Source organism: Pseudonocardia humida, from assembly GCF_023898865.1.
In the GTDB taxonomy this organism is placed as follows: Bacteria; Actinomycetota; Actinomycetes; order Mycobacteriales; family Pseudonocardiaceae; genus Pseudonocardia; species Pseudonocardia humida.
In genome coordinates this window covers 12,419-27,537 of record NZ_JAGSOV010000100.1, presented here as the reverse complement: position 1 = coordinate 27,537, position 15,119 = coordinate 12,419, and the positions used below count along the sequence as shown (strand labels likewise).

Annotated in this window: 13 protein-coding genes; 4 read left to right on the top strand and 9 right to left on the bottom strand. The window is 74.4% G+C overall.

What is annotated here, in order from left to right:
* Positions 1 to 332 precede the first annotated feature (332 nt).
* Positions 333 to 1,709 (bottom strand): S1C family serine protease, encoded by a 1,377-nt coding sequence (locus tag KDL28_RS38875; RefSeq protein ID WP_252446508.1) that lies wholly within the window; start codon positions 1,707 to 1,709, stop codon positions 333 to 335.
* Between the two features lie 144 nt (positions 1,710 to 1,853).
* On the opposite strand from KDL28_RS38875, the gene KDL28_RS38870 reads away from it, so the two are divergent.
* Complete coding sequence (locus tag KDL28_RS38870; protein ID WP_252446507.1) at positions 1,854 to 3,044, top strand: YihY/virulence factor BrkB family protein; 1,191 nt, start codon at positions 1,854 to 1,856, stop codon at positions 3,042 to 3,044.
* On the opposite strand, the gene KDL28_RS38865 is transcribed toward KDL28_RS38870, so the two are convergent.
* From KDL28_RS38865 to KDL28_RS41970, 5 genes are all read right to left on the bottom strand, one after another.
* Positions 2,999 to 3,505: a hypothetical protein gene (locus KDL28_RS38865; RefSeq protein ID WP_252446506.1), complete on the bottom strand. Its 507-nt coding sequence runs from the start codon at positions 3,503 to 3,505 to the stop codon at positions 2,999 to 3,001. The two genes, KDL28_RS38870 and KDL28_RS38865, sit on opposite strands and share 46 nt — an antisense overlap.
* A complete protein-coding gene (locus KDL28_RS38860) occupies positions 3,502 to 4,401 on the bottom strand; it encodes a ParA family protein (RefSeq protein WP_252446505.1) in 900 nt (299 codons plus the stop codon). Before KDL28_RS38860 ends, KDL28_RS38865 begins: the two co-directional genes overlap by 4 nt.
* Before the next feature lie 128 nt (positions 4,402 to 4,529).
* On the bottom strand, positions 4,530 to 5,378 hold the full coding sequence (locus tag KDL28_RS38855) for an alpha/beta fold hydrolase (RefSeq protein ID WP_252446504.1): 849 nt from the start codon (positions 5,376 to 5,378) through the stop codon (positions 4,530 to 4,532).
* A gap of 94 nt (positions 5,379 to 5,472) precedes the next feature.
* Entirely contained in the window at positions 5,473 to 5,784 is a 312-nt protein-coding gene (gene mihF, locus KDL28_RS38850; RefSeq protein WP_252446503.1) for an integration host factor, actinobacterial type, read from the bottom strand.
* Positions 5,785 to 5,961: 177 nt separating this feature from the next.
* The gene (locus tag KDL28_RS41970; RefSeq protein WP_252446502.1) at positions 5,962 to 7,992 is read right to left on the bottom strand and encodes an LCP family protein; all 2,031 of its coding nucleotides are present in this window, start codon (positions 7,990 to 7,992) and stop codon (positions 5,962 to 5,964) included.
* Positions 7,993 to 8,352: 360 nt separating this feature from the next.
* Between KDL28_RS41970 and KDL28_RS38840 the strand changes: the two genes are divergently transcribed.
* Positions 8,353 to 9,081 carry an IspD/TarI family cytidylyltransferase gene (locus tag KDL28_RS38840; protein WP_252446501.1) on the top strand — a complete coding sequence of 243 codons (729 nt, stop codon included), beginning with the start codon at positions 8,353 to 8,355 and terminating at the stop codon, positions 9,079 to 9,081.
* On the opposite strand, the gene KDL28_RS38835 is transcribed toward KDL28_RS38840, so the two are convergent.
* From KDL28_RS38835 to KDL28_RS38825, 3 genes are all read right to left on the bottom strand, one after another.
* The gene (locus tag KDL28_RS38835; RefSeq protein WP_252446500.1) at positions 9,014 to 10,822 is read right to left on the bottom strand and encodes a monocarboxylic acid transporter; all 1,809 of its coding nucleotides are present in this window, start codon (positions 10,820 to 10,822) and stop codon (positions 9,014 to 9,016) included. The genes KDL28_RS38840 and KDL28_RS38835 overlap by 68 nt on opposite strands.
* Before the next feature lie 183 nt (positions 10,823 to 11,005).
* On the bottom strand, positions 11,006 to 12,550 hold the full coding sequence (locus KDL28_RS38830; protein ID WP_252446499.1) for an AMP-binding protein: 1,545 nt from the start codon (positions 12,548 to 12,550) through the stop codon (positions 11,006 to 11,008).
* The gene (locus tag KDL28_RS38825; RefSeq protein ID WP_252446498.1) at positions 12,547 to 13,440 is read right to left on the bottom strand and encodes an amidohydrolase family protein; all 894 of its coding nucleotides are present in this window, start codon (positions 13,438 to 13,440) and stop codon (positions 12,547 to 12,549) included. The genes KDL28_RS38830 and KDL28_RS38825 overlap by 4 nt, the downstream gene beginning before the upstream one ends.
* Before the next feature lie 121 nt (positions 13,441 to 13,561).
* On the opposite strand from KDL28_RS38825, the gene KDL28_RS38820 reads away from it, so the two are divergent.
* Both KDL28_RS38820 and KDL28_RS38815 read left to right on the top strand, forming a co-directional pair.
* On the top strand, positions 13,562 to 13,981 hold the full coding sequence (locus KDL28_RS38820) for a MarR family winged helix-turn-helix transcriptional regulator (protein ID WP_252446497.1): 420 nt from the start codon (positions 13,562 to 13,564) through the stop codon (positions 13,979 to 13,981).
* A 96-nt stretch (positions 13,982 to 14,077) separates the two neighbouring features.
* Positions 14,078 to 14,941, top strand: a complete 864-nt coding sequence (locus KDL28_RS38815; RefSeq protein WP_252446496.1) for an SDR family oxidoreductase — start codon at positions 14,078 to 14,080, stop codon at positions 14,939 to 14,941.
* The last annotated feature ends 178 nt before the right edge of the window (positions 14,942 to 15,119 follow it).

Here is a 15,119-nt window from a genome sequence, read left to right as displayed (position 1 = left end):
CCGCGCACAAGTCATGAGGTGTGCGCGGTCACCAAGAGTGGCGCGCGGTGCCCTGGAACATGATCGACACCGGCCGCGCGAGCCGGGGGATCGGACATCAGCGCCATCTGGGTCACTGCAGGTGGCCGTTGGCTTCCACCAGCCGCTGATCATGTCCCATACCGGCGAGTAACCTCGGAGAACAGGTTCCCGGCGGCCTCCCCCAAGCCCCTGCTCACAGATCCGGGGTCGCCCGCCGCGAGGGCGCCGCCGGAGGCGCACGACGAGAACACCCCGACAGGCCGACGCCCCCGCCGTGAGAGGGACGGGGGGCGTCGGGGTCGGTGCGGCGGTCAGTTCCCGAAGGGGTTGCCGTTCTCGCCGCCGAAGGGCCCGCCGTTGCCGAACGGGTTCTCGCTCTGGCCGCCGCTGCTGGTGGTGGCGGCCTCGTCGGGCACGCTGCCCAGGGTCACGTCGACCGTGCGGGCGCCCGGGCCCTCGCCGACGGTCAGGGTGACCGTGTCGCCGGGGGCGTGGGCGCCGACGCGGGCGATCAGGTCGGCGAAGCTGTCGACCGCGGCGTCGTCGACCTTGGTGACGACGTCGCCCGCCTGGAGGCCGGCGGAGGCGGCGGGTGAGCCCGCGTCGACCTCGGCGAGGGTGGCGCCGGCGCCGGAGGGCGACTGGACGGCCGCGTTGCCGCGGACCCCGAGGACCGGCTTGGTGGCGGTGCCGGTGTCCAGGATCTCCTGGGCCACGCGCTTGGCCTGGTCGATCGGGATGGCGAAGCCCAGCCCGATGCTGCCGCTGCTCTGGCCCGCGGTGGCGATGGCCGAGTTGATGCCCACGACCTGGCCCTGCAGGTTGACCAGCGCGCCGCCGGAGTTGCCCTGGTTGATCGGGGCGTCGGTCTGCAGGCCGTTGTAGACGACCGCCGAGCCGTCCTCGCCCTGCACCTGCACCGTGCGGTCGAAGGCGCTGACGATGCCGGTGGTGACGGTGCCCGACAGGCCCTGCGGCGAGCCGATCGCCACGACCTGCTGGCCGACCTGCAGGTCGGCGCTGCTGCCGAGGGTGGCCGGGGTGAGCCCGGAGGCGTTCTGCAGCTTGATGACCGCGAGGTCGTAGCTGGGGGAGGTGCCGACCACGGTGGCCGGGTACTCGGTGCCGTCGGCGAGGGTGACGGTGATGGGGCCGGTGGCGCCGGCGACGACGTGGTTGTTGGTGAGGACGTTGCCGTCGGCGGTGAGGACGATGCCGCTGCCCTCCGCGGTGCCCTGGGCCAGGTTCACCTGGATGTCGACGGTGCTGGGCGTGGCCGTCTGGGCCGCGCCCGCCACCGTGCCGGGGGTGGTGCTGGCGGCGTTGTTCGCCGACGGGGCGGTGGTGAGGCTGGAGCCTGCCGGGCTGTTGCCGCCGTCGAGCAGCGCGTAGGCGCCGGCGAAACCGCCCCCGCCACCGACCAGGCCGGCGATCAGGGCCGCGGTCACCACCGCGGCCATGGGGCGGTTCTGGCGGGGCGGCTGCGCCGCGACGCGGTTCTCGCCCCAGCTGGGGTCGCGCGGTGGCGGCGGCCCGGCGTAGCCGGGGGTGCCGTAGCCGGAGTCGGCCGGCGGGTAGGCGGGGTAGGTCGTCGTGGACGGCCCGCCGCTGTGGGACGGAACGGGGTGCTGGTGGGGACGGGGGCCGGTGCCCGTTTCCCGGCCCGGCTCCCTCTGCTCGTCGCTCATGCCACTGAATATGGGCGCTCAACCTGGGAGCAAACTGAGATGCGGTTAGGAATGTCCGTCCGATGTCGGTGAGCTCCGGCCGACAGCGGGGGGATCGGTGAGTTCCCGCAGGACAGCGGGCCTTCGGCGGGGGATCCTGTGGCGGTGGCGGGCAAGGGTGGCGGACCGGGACCGGTGCGGCGGGTGGTGCGCCGCACCCTCTCCGGGGCGTGGAACGACGACATCTTCAGCGAGTCGGCGTCCGCGGCGTTCTGGCAGACCCTGTCGCTGCCCCCGCTGCTGCTGGGCCTCTTCGGCATCCTCGGCTACGTCGGCGACTGGTTCGGCCCGGACACCGTCACCGCCGTGCAGCAGTGGATCGTGCAGAGCACCAGCGGCGTGTTCAGCCGCAACGCCGTCGACGAGATCATCGCCCCGACCGTCGGCGACATCCTCACCACCGCCCGCGCCGAGGTCGTCTCGGTCGGGTTCGTGCTCAGCCTGTGGTCGGGGTCGTCGGCGATGGCCGCGTTCGTCGACGCCATCTGCCGCGCGCACGGCCAGTTGGACCTGCGCAACTACCTCTGGCAGCGGCTGCTGGCGATCCTGACCTACACCGTCGCGCTGGTCTTCGGGATCGTGGCGCTGCCGGTGGTGGCGATCGGGCCCGAACGGATCCCCGGACTGCTGCCCGAGGCGGTCCGCGGGCCCGTCGAGGCCGTGGTGACCGCGCTGACCACACCGGTGGTCGGGCTGGTGCTGGTGCTGGCGCTGACCACGCTCTACCGGATCGCGCTGCCCTACAAGCCGCCGTGGTGGCGGGGGCTGCCCGGCGCGCTGCTGGCCGCGGTGGTGTTCCTGGTCGGGGTCACCGGGTTGCGCGCCTACCTGGACTGGATCACCAGCACCGGCTACACCTACGGCGCGCTGGCCGCGCCGATCGCGTTCCTGCTGGCCACGTTCTTCATCGCGTTCGCCATCGTGGCCGGCGCGCACGTCAACGCGGCCATCCAGGCCGAGTGGCCGGCGGTGCTGCGCCGGCGGGGCAAGGTGGTGGCCCGGCAGCGGCCGGAGGGGACGGTGCCGGCCGACGACCCGGAGGAGCTGGGCGAGGCCGTGCAACGCGACCCGGAGGCCGCCGCGGCGCTGCTGGAGGAGATGGGCTACCGGATCGGCCGCCCGGAGCGCCCCGAGCAGCCGTCAGCGGCGCCGGACGAGCGCCCCGACCCCGTCGACCGCGACGAAGGCGGCGACACGGGCAGCAGCGAGCGCGACCCCGACGACGAGGCCCCCGACGTCCCGGACGCCGGTCAGGACCACGCGCCGCCGGACATGGCCGCCGACCGGGTGCGGTAGCCCGCGGTCCCCTCGACGATGTTGCGCTCCAGGTCGGCCCGGTTGCGGGCGGCCGTGGACACCGTGGGGCCCAGGGCCCTGGCGATCTGCTTGAGGGTGGGCACCGGGTAGCGGTGCCGGCCCAGGTGCTCGGCGACCTCGCCCGGCGTGTGCAGCTCGCGGATGGCGAGCACGGCCGTACCGACCACGTCGGAGCTCGGGGCCGCCGGCGCCCGCCGGGCCGGGCGCAGCTGGGTCGGCACGGTGACCGGCCCGGCACCCCCGGGCGGTCCCGCGGTCGTCTCGTAGGCGAACCGGGCCCGGCCCGCGGCCAGCTCGACCAGCTGCTCGGGCGTCAGCTCCGCCACCAGCCGGGCGGCCTCCCGCAGCGCGGACGCGGCCAGCGCGCACACCTCGGCGGGTTCGCGGCCGCCGGGCCCGGCCGGCGGCTCGCCCGCGAGGTCATCGGCGTGGCGCCTCATGCGGCGGTCCGGTCGAGCTGGTCGGACACCTCGCTGACCAGCTCGCGCAGCTCGCGGGTCTGCGCCCGCCCGGTGCCGCCGAGGATCACCGGCACGCCGTGCTCGGGCGCCGGGCCGTAGACGGACTTGCTGTCGCGGATGGTGGTCTCGAACGTGGGGACGCCGCGCGCCTCGATCCGGCTGATGACGCTGCGCTGGGTCTCGATCGGCTTGCCGTCGAGGTTCTGCACCATCGTGAAGATGACCGCGGCCGGCGGGCGGCTGATCTGGCCGCCGCTGCCGTTGCGGTGCTCGTTGTACTCGTCGACGAACGCCCGGATCTTCATGCCCAGCGAGTCGATGCCGCTGGTGGACAGGTAGTCGGGCTTGGTCGGGATGAGCAGCAGGTTGCTGGCGGCGACCGCGTTCTTGGCGATCAGCCCGAAGTTGGGCGCGCAGTCGATGAGCACCACGTCGTACTCCGACAGCGCGGCGTGCGCGAGGCCGTCGCGCAGTCTGCTGTGCAGGTCGACGTAGAGCTGGGGCTGCCCGCGCAGGTCGGCGGCCAGCGCGGTGTCGACGTCGGCCAGGTCGCGGTGCGCGGCGATGAGGTCGAGGTAGCCGCCGGTGTGCGAGAGCAGCTCCAGCACCCGGCGCGGCTTGGTGATCAGCGGGGCCGGGCTGCGCATCGCGTCCGGCGTGCCGATGCCGTCGTACCAGTGCTTGATGGTCCGCGTCGGCAGCAGCTCGCTGGCCCACTCGCTCTGGGTGAAGAACGAGATCGTCAGGCTGGCCTGGGAGTCGAGGTCGAGCATCAGCACCCGCTTGCCGCGCGCCGCTAAACCGGCGCCGACGTTCGCGGTGAGCGTCGTCTTGCCGACGCCGCCCTTGTGGTTGATGACCGAGACGACCTTCACCCGTGTTCCTCCCGCGGTCGACGCGCACCCGTGCCGCACAGCTCGCAGCCGTACGGCCGGGGCCACGAGGTGGATGGCAGCATCGTGCCAGGTGCGGCCGGAGCCCCCCGCCGCGACCCCGGCGGGGCTCAGCGGGTGTGCGCCAGGATCGCCGCGGCCAGCGGCTCGGCCACCGCGGCGCTGACCGCGTGGCCCATGCCCGGGATCCGCACCAGCCGTGCGGGATGCCCCGTTCGGCCGATGCGGGCCGCCAGGTGCGTCGAGTGCGGGGGAGGATGCACCGGGTCGTCGGGCGCCTCCACCACCAGGGTGGGAACCGTCACGCCGGCCAGCTCGGCGCCCCGGTCGAGGCCGTCGAGGTCGAGGTAGGCGTGCGCGGTGACCGCCTCCGAGCGCCCGCTGTGCGCGATCACGCGCTCCTCGATGGCCCGGAACGCCACCGGGTCGAACGGGCTGCCGGTGCCGTGCAGCAGCCGCCAGTGCTCGACGCGCCAGTCGAGCTCGGCGTCGTCGTCGCGGGGGTCCTCGGCCTCGGTCCACAGCCGCAGCAGCGCGGGGTGCGGGCCGGGCAGCGGCGGGTCGTCCGGGGCCCGCAGCGCCGTGCTGCAGACGAGGACGGCCGTGCGCAGCCGCTCGGGGTGGTCGAGCAGGAGGAGCTGGGTGAGCAGGCCGCCCAGCGCCACGCCGACGACGTGGGCCCGCTCGACGTCGAACGCGTCGAGCACGGCCAGCGCGTCGGCGGCGAGATCGGTCGCCCCGTACCCGCCCGGGTCCTCCGCGACGTCGGAGCGGCCGGTGTCGCGGTGGTCGTAGCGCAGGACGCGGTGCCGCCGCCCGAGGGCGGTCAGCAGCGCGTCGGGCCAGGCCACCCCGGACTGGTTGGCCGGGGCGACCAGCAGCAGCGGTTCTGCGTCGGGCGTCCCGCCGTCCTCGGCCCAGAGCCGGGTGGCGGCGTCGCGGTCCACGTAGCGGTGCACCGGGCAAGCCTGCCGGTGCCCGCCGCGGTGCCTGCGGCGCCCCCCGCACCGCCCGGAACCTCGACGGACGTCGAGCGCCGGGCGGTGCGCGGGATCACTTCAGGGCGTCGATGAGCGCCTGGCGCTGGCGGTCGCCCAGGCCGGCGGCGCGCCGCGAGGCGTCGATGCCGGTCTGCTCCAGCAGGGCCGTCACCTTGGCCGGGCCGTAGCCGGGCAGGCTCTTGAGCAGGTCCGCGACCTTGGTCTTGCCGACGATCGCGTCGGACTTGGCCCGGTCGAGGACCGACGGGATCGTCTCGTCCCCGCGGGCGATCGACTCCCGCAGCTCCTTGCGCGCCGTCCGCGCGGCGGCGGCCTTCTTCAGGGCCTCGGCGCGCTGCTCGGGAGTCAGGGTGGGCAGTGCCATGTCGGTGTTCTCCTCTCCGTGCGTCCACCCCGGACGGGGTACACGCAGGTCATGATGGCCGCAAGCGTGGCAGAACGCTGGTTAGCCACGCGGAGCGCCCCCCGGTCGGCCCTGCTTACCCGCCCGCCGGGGACCCGAAGCGGACTTCGGCGAAGCCCGTCGGATTCGTTGCCGACATCACGAGCACGCGGCCGCCAGCGAGGTGGGAGCGCTGGACGGGAGCGGTGCGCCCGTCTCCTCCTGGCCGCCCGCGGCCGTCTCGGCCTCGTCGACGGCCGGGGGCGCGCCGCCCGCGCCGCCGGTCGCGTCCTTGGTGGGGGAGGGCGCTTCGGGCACGGGTGCCGGCGCCGGTGCCGCGGGGCGGTTGATGGCGTCCTGCACGACCTCGCGCATGTACTCGAAGTTGGGGTTGGCCGTGCTGAACTGCCCGTCGTCGGTGCTCGGGTCGGGCAGGTTCGGGTCGAACGACACGCTCTCCAGCGCCAGCGAGCCCTCGTTGCCGGCCAACGCGACGAGCGCGGGCAGGACCTCCTGCGGCACGTTGGTCGAGACGCTGTCGGTGGTGACCGCCGCGACGTCCTGGAAGTTGGCCAGCACGTCGGCGGCGCTCTTCTGGGAGAGCAGGTTCTGCAGCAGGCAGCGCTGGCGCCCCATCCGGGCGTAGTCGGTGGTGCCGGTGCGCGAGCGGGCGAAGGCCAGCGCCTGCTCGCCGGTCAGCCTCTGGACGCCGGGCGGGATGTAGCCGTCGGGCTTGATCAGCTTGCCCGACGGGCTGATGCCGCCGATCGGGATCGGCTCCGGGCCCACGTCGACGGTCAGCCCGCCCAGCGCGTCGATCATCGACTGGAACCCGGCCATGTTGACCTCGACGTAGTAGTCGATGTCGAGGCCCAGCATGTGGGCGACGCCCTGGTGCAGCAGGTTCAGGCCGGGGTCGTCGGTCGGCCCGGCCGGGGCGACGTCGGGGTTCTCCAGCCCGTACGCGTAGACCGCGTTGAGCAGGAAGTTGCCCGAGAGCGGGTCGGAGCTGTCGTGGAAGCCCCTGGGGAAGCGCTCTCCCATGGGCGAGTCGGGCGGGAACTGGGCGCGCTGGATGTTGCGCGGGAGCCCGAACAGGGTGCTGCGCCCGGACCTGGTGTCGATGCTGGCCAGCATCATCGTGTCGGTGCGGGTGCCCTTGCGGTCGGGCCCGGCGTCGCTGCCGACGAGCAGCACGTTCAGCCGCGGCTTGGCGATGGCCTCGGCCGCCGCGGTGCCGCCCCCGGAGCTGGGGAACAGGTCGTTCAGGACGCTGCGCGAGGTGTTGGCCAGGTTCGCGCCGTAGCCCAGCGGGGCGGCCACCACCAGGCACAGCGCCGCGACGGCCAGCGCCCCGACGGCCTGCGGGCCCACGGCCAGCCCGCTCGGGCGGGCCAGCAGGTAGGTGCGCACGATCGTGGCGATCCACAGCAGCCCGCCGACGATCATCGCGATCATGGCGATGGCCAGGGTGCGGCTGTTGAGCACGGTCTCCAGCAGCGCCGCGCGGCCCACGTTCAGCCCGACGACCACGAGTGCGCCGACGACCAGCGCGAACGCGCCGAGGATGAGCGCGCCGGTCTGGCGCCTGCCCAGGATCAGGTGGCCCGAGCCGGGGGCGACGGTGGCGGCCAGGGTGGCCACCAGCGCGGGGCCCAGCCCGCGGGCGCCCTCGGTGCCGTCGTCGTCCGAGGCGCGCTCCCGGGCGGCGGCCGGGCGCTTCGACTTGGCGGACTTGGCGGCCTTGCCGGGCTTGGGTGGCCTGCCCGGCTTGCGGGTGACGCTGCGGCGTGGTTCGACCGGCTGGCGGCCGACCGGGATCGGCGCCAGCTCGATGCCGTCCTTGCCCAGGTCGAGGCCGCCGGCGTGGATCGTGGTCGGGTCCTCGTCGTCGATCGGGCCGACCGGGGCGGTGGGCGCGGTCGGGGGCGGGAGCGAGCGCGAGGGCCGCGCCGGGCCGGCGATCCGCGGGCCGGGCTGGCGGGGACCCGCCGGGCCGCCGCGGGGCGGGCGCACCGGCCGGCCCGGTACGTCCATCACGGGGGCGCGCCGTCCGGTCGGGGGCTGCTCGCGGGGGGCCGCCGGCCGCTCGGGGTGGCTGCGCTCGCCACGCCGGGGCCACGGCTGCCGCGGGGGCGTCCCGCCGCCGAACTCCGGGATGGGGTGGCCGCTGCCGTCCACTCCGTCCACCCCCTGTCCTCGTCAAGAAGGCTCCCGCACGGGAGCGCTGCGCGTAGGCACTGCACTCGGCTCGACGATGAAGCCCGCCGGAGCCTACTGCGCGTGACCGAACCGGCGGTGGCACGGCCGCCGTCCGGCCATTTCGGTGGTCCGGGACGCCGTCGAGCGCGCTGTGCCTGCTGTCGACGATACGGATCGTCCCCCACCAGTGGACGCCAGGCGGTACCCGTACGGCATCGGGTGGTTGTCGTACGACGACAGGCCGTACGGGTGACCTGCGGCGTCGTCCGTCGGCGCAGGAGGGGCCCGCTCGGCGCCCCCGGTGGCGCGACTTGACGCCGGGCGGGGTGGGCGGTCCACTCCCCGACCATGCAGCACGGGCGCGGCCGGGCCGCGGCGATCGTCCTGGCCGGGGGCAGCGGCAGCCGGTTCGGGGCCGCGGTGAACAAGGTCTACCTGCCCCTCGCCGGGCGGCCGGTCATTGCCTGGTCGTTGGCCGTCATGGCGGCGCATCCGCAGGTCGGACCGGTGGTCCTGGTGGCGCGCGAGGACGACCTGGCCGCGGCGACCGATGCGGTGCGGACCGTGGCGGGAACCGGCCGGATCGAGGTGACGACCGGCGGCGCCAGCAGGCAGGAGTCGGAGTTGGCGGGTCTTCGCCGACTCGCCGAGCGGATCGCCGACCGGCGGGTGGACGTCGTCCTGGTGCACGACGGCGCCCGCCCGCTGCTGAGCGCCGACCTGGTCGACCGGGTGCTCGCGGCGGCCCGCGAGACCGGCGGGGCCGTGCCCGGCCTGGCCCGCCACGACCTGGTGGCGGCCGGTCCGGACGGGGCGCTCACCGGCCCCGCGCCGGAGGGTCTGGTGGCCGTGCAGACCCCGCAGGGGTTCCGGGCCGCGCCGCTGCTGGCCGCCTACGAGGCCGCGGCGCGGGCGGGCTTCGCCGGCACCGACACCGAGTCCTGCATGGCCCGGTTCGCGCCGGACGTGCGGGTGCGGCGGGTCGACGGCGAGGGCCGCAACATCAAGATCACCTATGGTCACGACCTGGAGGTGGCCACCGCGGTGCTGGCGGGTACCCGCCCGGCGGCCGGCTGACCGGGCCCGTCACCGGGCCGCCGAGCGGGCCGGTCACCGGGCCCTGCGGCCACTGGGCCCACCCGGGCCGCTCGGCGGGCTCGAAGCCGACCGGCTCCGTGCCGGCCCGGGTGACCACCGGGGTGCCGCCGGTGCGCGGCGGGTCGACCGCGGGCGCCCCGGTGATCGCGCGGACCTCCATCTCGGCGAAGCGGCGGTCGGCGTCGGGCGCGCGCTCGCCCATGAAGGTGCCGACGACGGCGAGCAGGAACGCCAGCGGCACCGACACCAGGCCGGGGTTCTGCAGCGGGAACCAGGCGAAGTCGGCGTTCGGGAGCATGGCCGTCGGCCTGCCGGACACCGCGGGGGAGAAGACGACCAGCACGGTGGCCGAGATCAGCCCGCCCCACATGCTCAGCAGCAGCCCGGTGGCGTTGAACCGCCGCCAGAAGATCGAGAAGACCAGGGCGGGCAGGTTGGTCGAGGCCGCGATGCCGAACACCAGCGTCACCAGGAACGCGGTGTTGAGCCCGTTGGCCACGATGCCGCCGGCGATGGCGAGCAGCCCGACCACGATCGCGGCGCCGCGGGCGACCCGGATCTCCTGGCGCTGGTCGACCCGGCCGCGGCGCAGCACGCCGGCGTAGATGTCGTGGGCGAAGGAGGCCGACGCGGTGATGGTCAGCCCGGCCACCACGGCCAGGATCGTGGCGAACGCGACCGCGGCGACCAGCCCCAGCAGCAGCTCACCGCCGATCCGGTAGGCCAGCAGCGGGATCGCGGCGTTGGTCGCGCCGGGCGCGGCCATGATCGCCTGCGGGCCCAGCAGCGCCCCGGCGCCGAACCCGATCACGATGATCATGATGAAGAACGTGCCGACCAGCCAGATCGCCCAGACCACCGACCGGCGCACCTGCCGGCCGTCGGACACGGTGTTGAAGCGCATCAGGATGTGCGGCAGGCTCGCCGGCCCGGCCAGCCCGGCGAACGCCGAGGAGAACTGGTCCAGGCCGCCCAGCGGGTTGCCGGCGAAGGTCAGCCCGGGCGCCAGCAGCCGCTCGCCCGCCGGGCTGGCCTGCGCCGCCGCCCCGAGGATGGCCGAGAAGTTGTAGCCGAAGCGGCCCAGCACCCAGGCCGAGAGCACCACCGCGACCACCATGAGCAGGCCGGCCTTGATGATCTGCACCCAGGTGGTGCCCTTCATGCCGCCGATCAGCACGTAGAGGATCATCAGGATGCCGACCGCGGCGATCGCCGCGCCCTGCCCCAGCCGGTTGGTGTTGGGGATGCCGAGCAGCAGCGCGATCAGCGCACCGGCCCCGGCCACCTGGGCGATCATGTAGAGGATGGAGATCGTCAGCGTCGAGGTGGCGGCGGCGACGCGCACCCGGCGCTTGGGCGAGCGGAACCCGAGGATGTCGCCCATCGTGAAGCGGCCGGTGTTGCGGCTGGCCTCGGCGATCAGCAGCAGCGCGATCACCCAGCCGATGACGTTGCCGAACGCGTAGCTGGCGCCGTCGTAGCCGTAGACGGCCACGGCGCCGGAGATCCCCAGGAACGCCGCCGCGGACAGGTAGTCGCCGGCCAGTGCGATCCCGTTCTGCGTGCCGTTGATCTGGTGGTTGCCGGTGTAGTAGTCGGCGGCGGTGCGGTTGCTGCGCGCGGCCTGGAACACGATCACCAGGGTGACCAGGACGAACACCCCGAAGATGGCGATGTTGAGCACGGGGCTGCCGATGGCGGTGGCTGGGGTGGGAGGCATGCGTGATCCTTCCGGCCGCGCGCCCGCCGCCTGCGGACGCACGAAAGGGGGAGCTTCCGGGCGCCTATGTGTTCACCCCGTTGCCGTAGCAGTCAAGAGATTGTTCGGGTTGCTCTGTCTCGGGTATGCGCGTCGCTACGCAGCGTGCGGACCGATCGATCGCCGGCGACTGGGCCGTCCGGCTCAGCGCAGCTCGCGGCGCAGGATCTTCCCGGTCGGCGACTTCGGGATCCGCTCGACGAACTCCACCGCCCGGACCTTCTTGTACGGCGCGACCCGCTCGGCGACCCAGTCCATCAGCGCCTCGGCCCCGACCGGCCGGGCCGCCACCACGAACGCCTTGGGGGCCTCCCCGCCCTCGGCGTGCGGGACGCCGACCACGGCCGCGTCGAGAACGTCGGGGTGGGTGAGCAGCAGTGCCTCCAGCTCGGCCGGCGGCACCTGGTAGCCCTTGTACTTGATCAGCTCCTTGAGCCGGTCGACGATCCAGAAGACCCCGTCGTCGTCGACCCGGGCGATGTCGCCGGTGCGCAGCCAGCCGTCCACCAGGGTCGCCGCGGTGGCCCCGGGGTCGTCCAGGTAGCCGGGCATCACCTGCGGCCCGCGCACCCAGAGCTCGCCGGGCTCGCCCGGAGCGGCGTCCTCCCCGGTGGCCGGGTCGACCAGCCGGCCGTCGGTGCCGGCCAGCAGCCTGCCGACCGACCCCGCCGGGGTGGTGGCGAACTCGTCCTCGGCCACCTGGTGGGTGCCCGGGCTCGCCTCGGTCATCCCGTAGCCCTGCCGGATCGGCCAGCCCACCCGCTGCTCGGCGCGCTCGGCCACCGCGACGTCCAGCGGCGCCGCCCCGCACACCGCGAGCCGCACGGAGGAGAGGTCGTAGTCGTCGACGGCGGGTGCGGTGGCCAGCTGCAGCACCACCGGCGGGGCCAGGAACGCCCGCGTGGCCCGGTGCTCCTGCAGCATCCGCAGGTAGTCGTCGAGCGCGAAGCGGGCCAGCGTGACCACGGTGGCCCGGGCGGCCAGCCCGGTGTTGAGGATGATCGTGAACCCGTAGATGTGGAAGAACGGCAGCGACGCGGGCAGCACCTCGTCCGCGCCGACCGGCCAGCCGACCCGGTTCTGCTCCAGGTTGGCCACCAGGTTGCGGTGGGTGAGCCGCACTCCCTTCGGCAGGCCGGTGGTGCCGCTGGAGAACGGCAGCGCGGCCACCGCGGTGGCCGGGTCGACCTCGATCCGCGGCGCCGCCAGGCCGCAGCCGCGCAGCTCGGCGAACGGCCGGAAGCCGGGGTGCTCGCCGAGCGCGAACCGGTGCGCGACGCCGGCGGCGTCGGCGGCCTCGGCGACCGCGGCCGCGGCGGGGACGGCCGCGATGACCACCGACGCGCCGGAGGCCCGCAGGACCTTGGCGATCTCGGCCGCGGTGAACGCCGGGTTGATCGGGGTGACCGCGGCCCCCGCGGCCACGATGCCGTGCACGGCGACCGCGTAGACCGGCTGGTTGTGGCTGATCAGGGCGACGACGTCGCCGGGCCGCACGCCGAGCGCGGCCAGCCCGCCGGCCACCGCGGCCACGTCCGCGCCCAGCTCCGCGTAGGTGATGCGCTCGGTCCGGTCGGCGTCGACGAGGGCGACCCGGTCGTCGCCGTCGGTGGGCTCGCGGCCCAGGACGTACTCGGTGAGCGTGAGGTCCGGGACGTCGATGGTGGCCGGTCGGCCCCGGTGGATCATGCCTGCGTCGCTCCCAGGCCGAGCACCCGCACGGCGTTGTCCTTGAGGATCTTCGGGCGCACGGTCGGCTTGATCTCCAGCTTCGCGAAGTCGGCCAGCCAGCGGTCCGGGGTGATCAGCGGGTAGTCCGAGCCGAACAGGACCTTGTCCTGCAGCAGCGAGTTGGCGTAGCGGACCAGCTGCGGCGGGAAGTACTTCGGCGACCAGCCCGACAGGTCGATGTAGACGTTCGGCTTGTGCGTGGCCACCGCCAGCGCCTCGTCCTGCCAGGGGAACGAGGGGTGCGCCATGATGATCGTCAGGTGCGGGAAGTCGACCGCGACGTGGTCGAGCAGCATCGGGTTGGACAGCTCGAGCCGGATCCCGCCGCCGCCGGGCAGGCCGGCGCCGATGCCGGTCTGGCCGGTGTGGAACAGCGCGGGCAGCCCGAACTCCTGGGCGACCTCCAGCAGCGGGTAGGCGCTGCGGTCGTTCGGCGCGAAGTCCTGCACGCTGGGGTGGAACTTGATCCCGCGCACGCCGTGCTCCTCGACCAGCCTGCGGAACGCCCTGGCGCCGGCGCGGCCCTTGGCCGGGTCGATGCTGGCGAAGGGGATCAGCACGTCGGAGTGCTCGGCGGCGCCCTGCGCGATCTCCTCGTTGGACAGGGCGGGGTGGCCCGTGTAGGCCTCGGTGTCCACGGTGAACACCACCGCGCCGATCCTGCGCTCGCGGTAGTGGGCGGCGATCTCGGGCAGCGTCGGACGCCTGTGGTCGGCGCCGAAGTACCGGGCCGCGGCCTGCGCCTGCTCGTCGGGCAGCGCGAGGTGGCCGTGGAGGTCGACCTCGATGTGCACGTGGACGTCGATCGCCTGCAGTGCCGCGACGTCGAGGCGGCCGTTCTGCTCCATGCGGTCGTTGTACGCGGCATCGATTGTGGATGTCAATGATTGTGGTTGTCGGCTACCGTGGCGGTCGAGACCGACAGCGGGAGGCGACATCAGCGCGACGCGACGCGCGTCCGCCGCCGGGGTGCCCGACACCCTGGCCGGGGACGTCGGGTTCCGGCTGGCGCGGGCGGGCGGCGCGGCGATCCGCAACCTCAACCGCGCGCTGGCCCGCCACGGCCTGCGCAGCCGGCAGTACACGGTGCTCGTCGCGGCCGCGGAGACGCCGGGGCGCTCGCAGCGCGGGCTGGGCGAGCTGCTCGGGGTGGACCCGAGCGCCGTGGTGGCCATCGTCGACGACCTGGAGCGCGACGGCCTCGTGCGCCGCGAGGCGCACCCGGTCGACCGGCGCACCCGGCTGGTCGTCGCCACCGACGCGGGCCGGGCGCGGCTGGTCGAGATCGCCGGTTCGGTCGGCGAGGTCGACGCCGCGCTGCTGGGCGACCTCGACGCGGGGGAGCGGGCCACGCTGCTCGACCTGCTGGGCCGGCTCGCGCTCGACTGACGGAGAGCATCGCTCTTGAATGTGTGCGGACAGGGTGGCATAGTCGTCGAGAGAGCACTGCTCTCGACTATGAACACCGATCCGAACGGAGACGTCATGAGCGAGCGGGACGGCACGATCCTGGTCACCGGGGCCACCGGCAGCACCGGCTCCGCGCTGGTGCGGGAGCTGGTGGCGCGCGGCGCCCCGGTGACGGCGATGGTGCGCGGCACCTCCTCGACGGCCCCGCAGGGCGCCGCGACGGTGGTGGCCGACTTCGACGACGCGGCGTCGCTGGCCGCGGCCCTGCGCGGGGTCCGCGCGGCCTACCTGGTCACGCCCTCCTCGGAGCGGGCCCAGGAGCAGCAGGAGCGGTTCGTCGAGGTGGCGGCCGCGCAGGGCGTCGAGCACCTGGTGGTGCTCTCGCAGTACGCCTCGGTCGAGGACTCGCCGGTGCGCTTCCTGCGCTACCACGCCGCCGTCGAGCGCCGGGTCCGCGAGCTGGGCGTCGGGCACACGTTCCTGCGGCCCAACCTGTACTTCCAGGGCCTGCTGGCCTTCGCCGACATGATCCGCGAGCAGGGCCGGTTCATGGCCCCCATCGGCGACGCCCGGGTCAGCGCGGTGGACGTGCGCGACATCGCCGCGGTGGCCGCCGTCGTGCTGACCGAGCCCGGCCACGTCGGGCGCTCCTACGAGATCACCGGCCCGACCGCGGTCACCCACGAGGAGATCGCCACGGCGATCGGCGCGGCCACCGGCCGGCCGGTGGAGTTCCTCGACGTGCCGCCGGAGGCGTTCGCCGCCGCGCTGCGCGGGGTGCTGCCCGACTGGCAGGTCGACGGCCTGCTGGAGGACTACGCCCACTACGCCCGCGGCGAGGCGGCGCGGGTCTTCCCGAGCGTCGCCGAGGTCACCGGCACCCCGGCGCGCGACGTGGCGACGTTCGCCCGCGACCACGCCGCAGCCTTCGGCGGCTGAACCCCGGGGCCTGCTGCGCGACATTCCGCAGTGATCGTCCCGTGATCGGCGGCGGAATGCGTTCGTTGACCTTTCCGTAGCGGCGCGACTACTCTCGCCGATCCGATCCCCGGTCAGCCACGACGACCGGTCGCGAAAGCGTTCGCGGCCGGTGCCGAGTGCTGCCCGTCGCGGGATC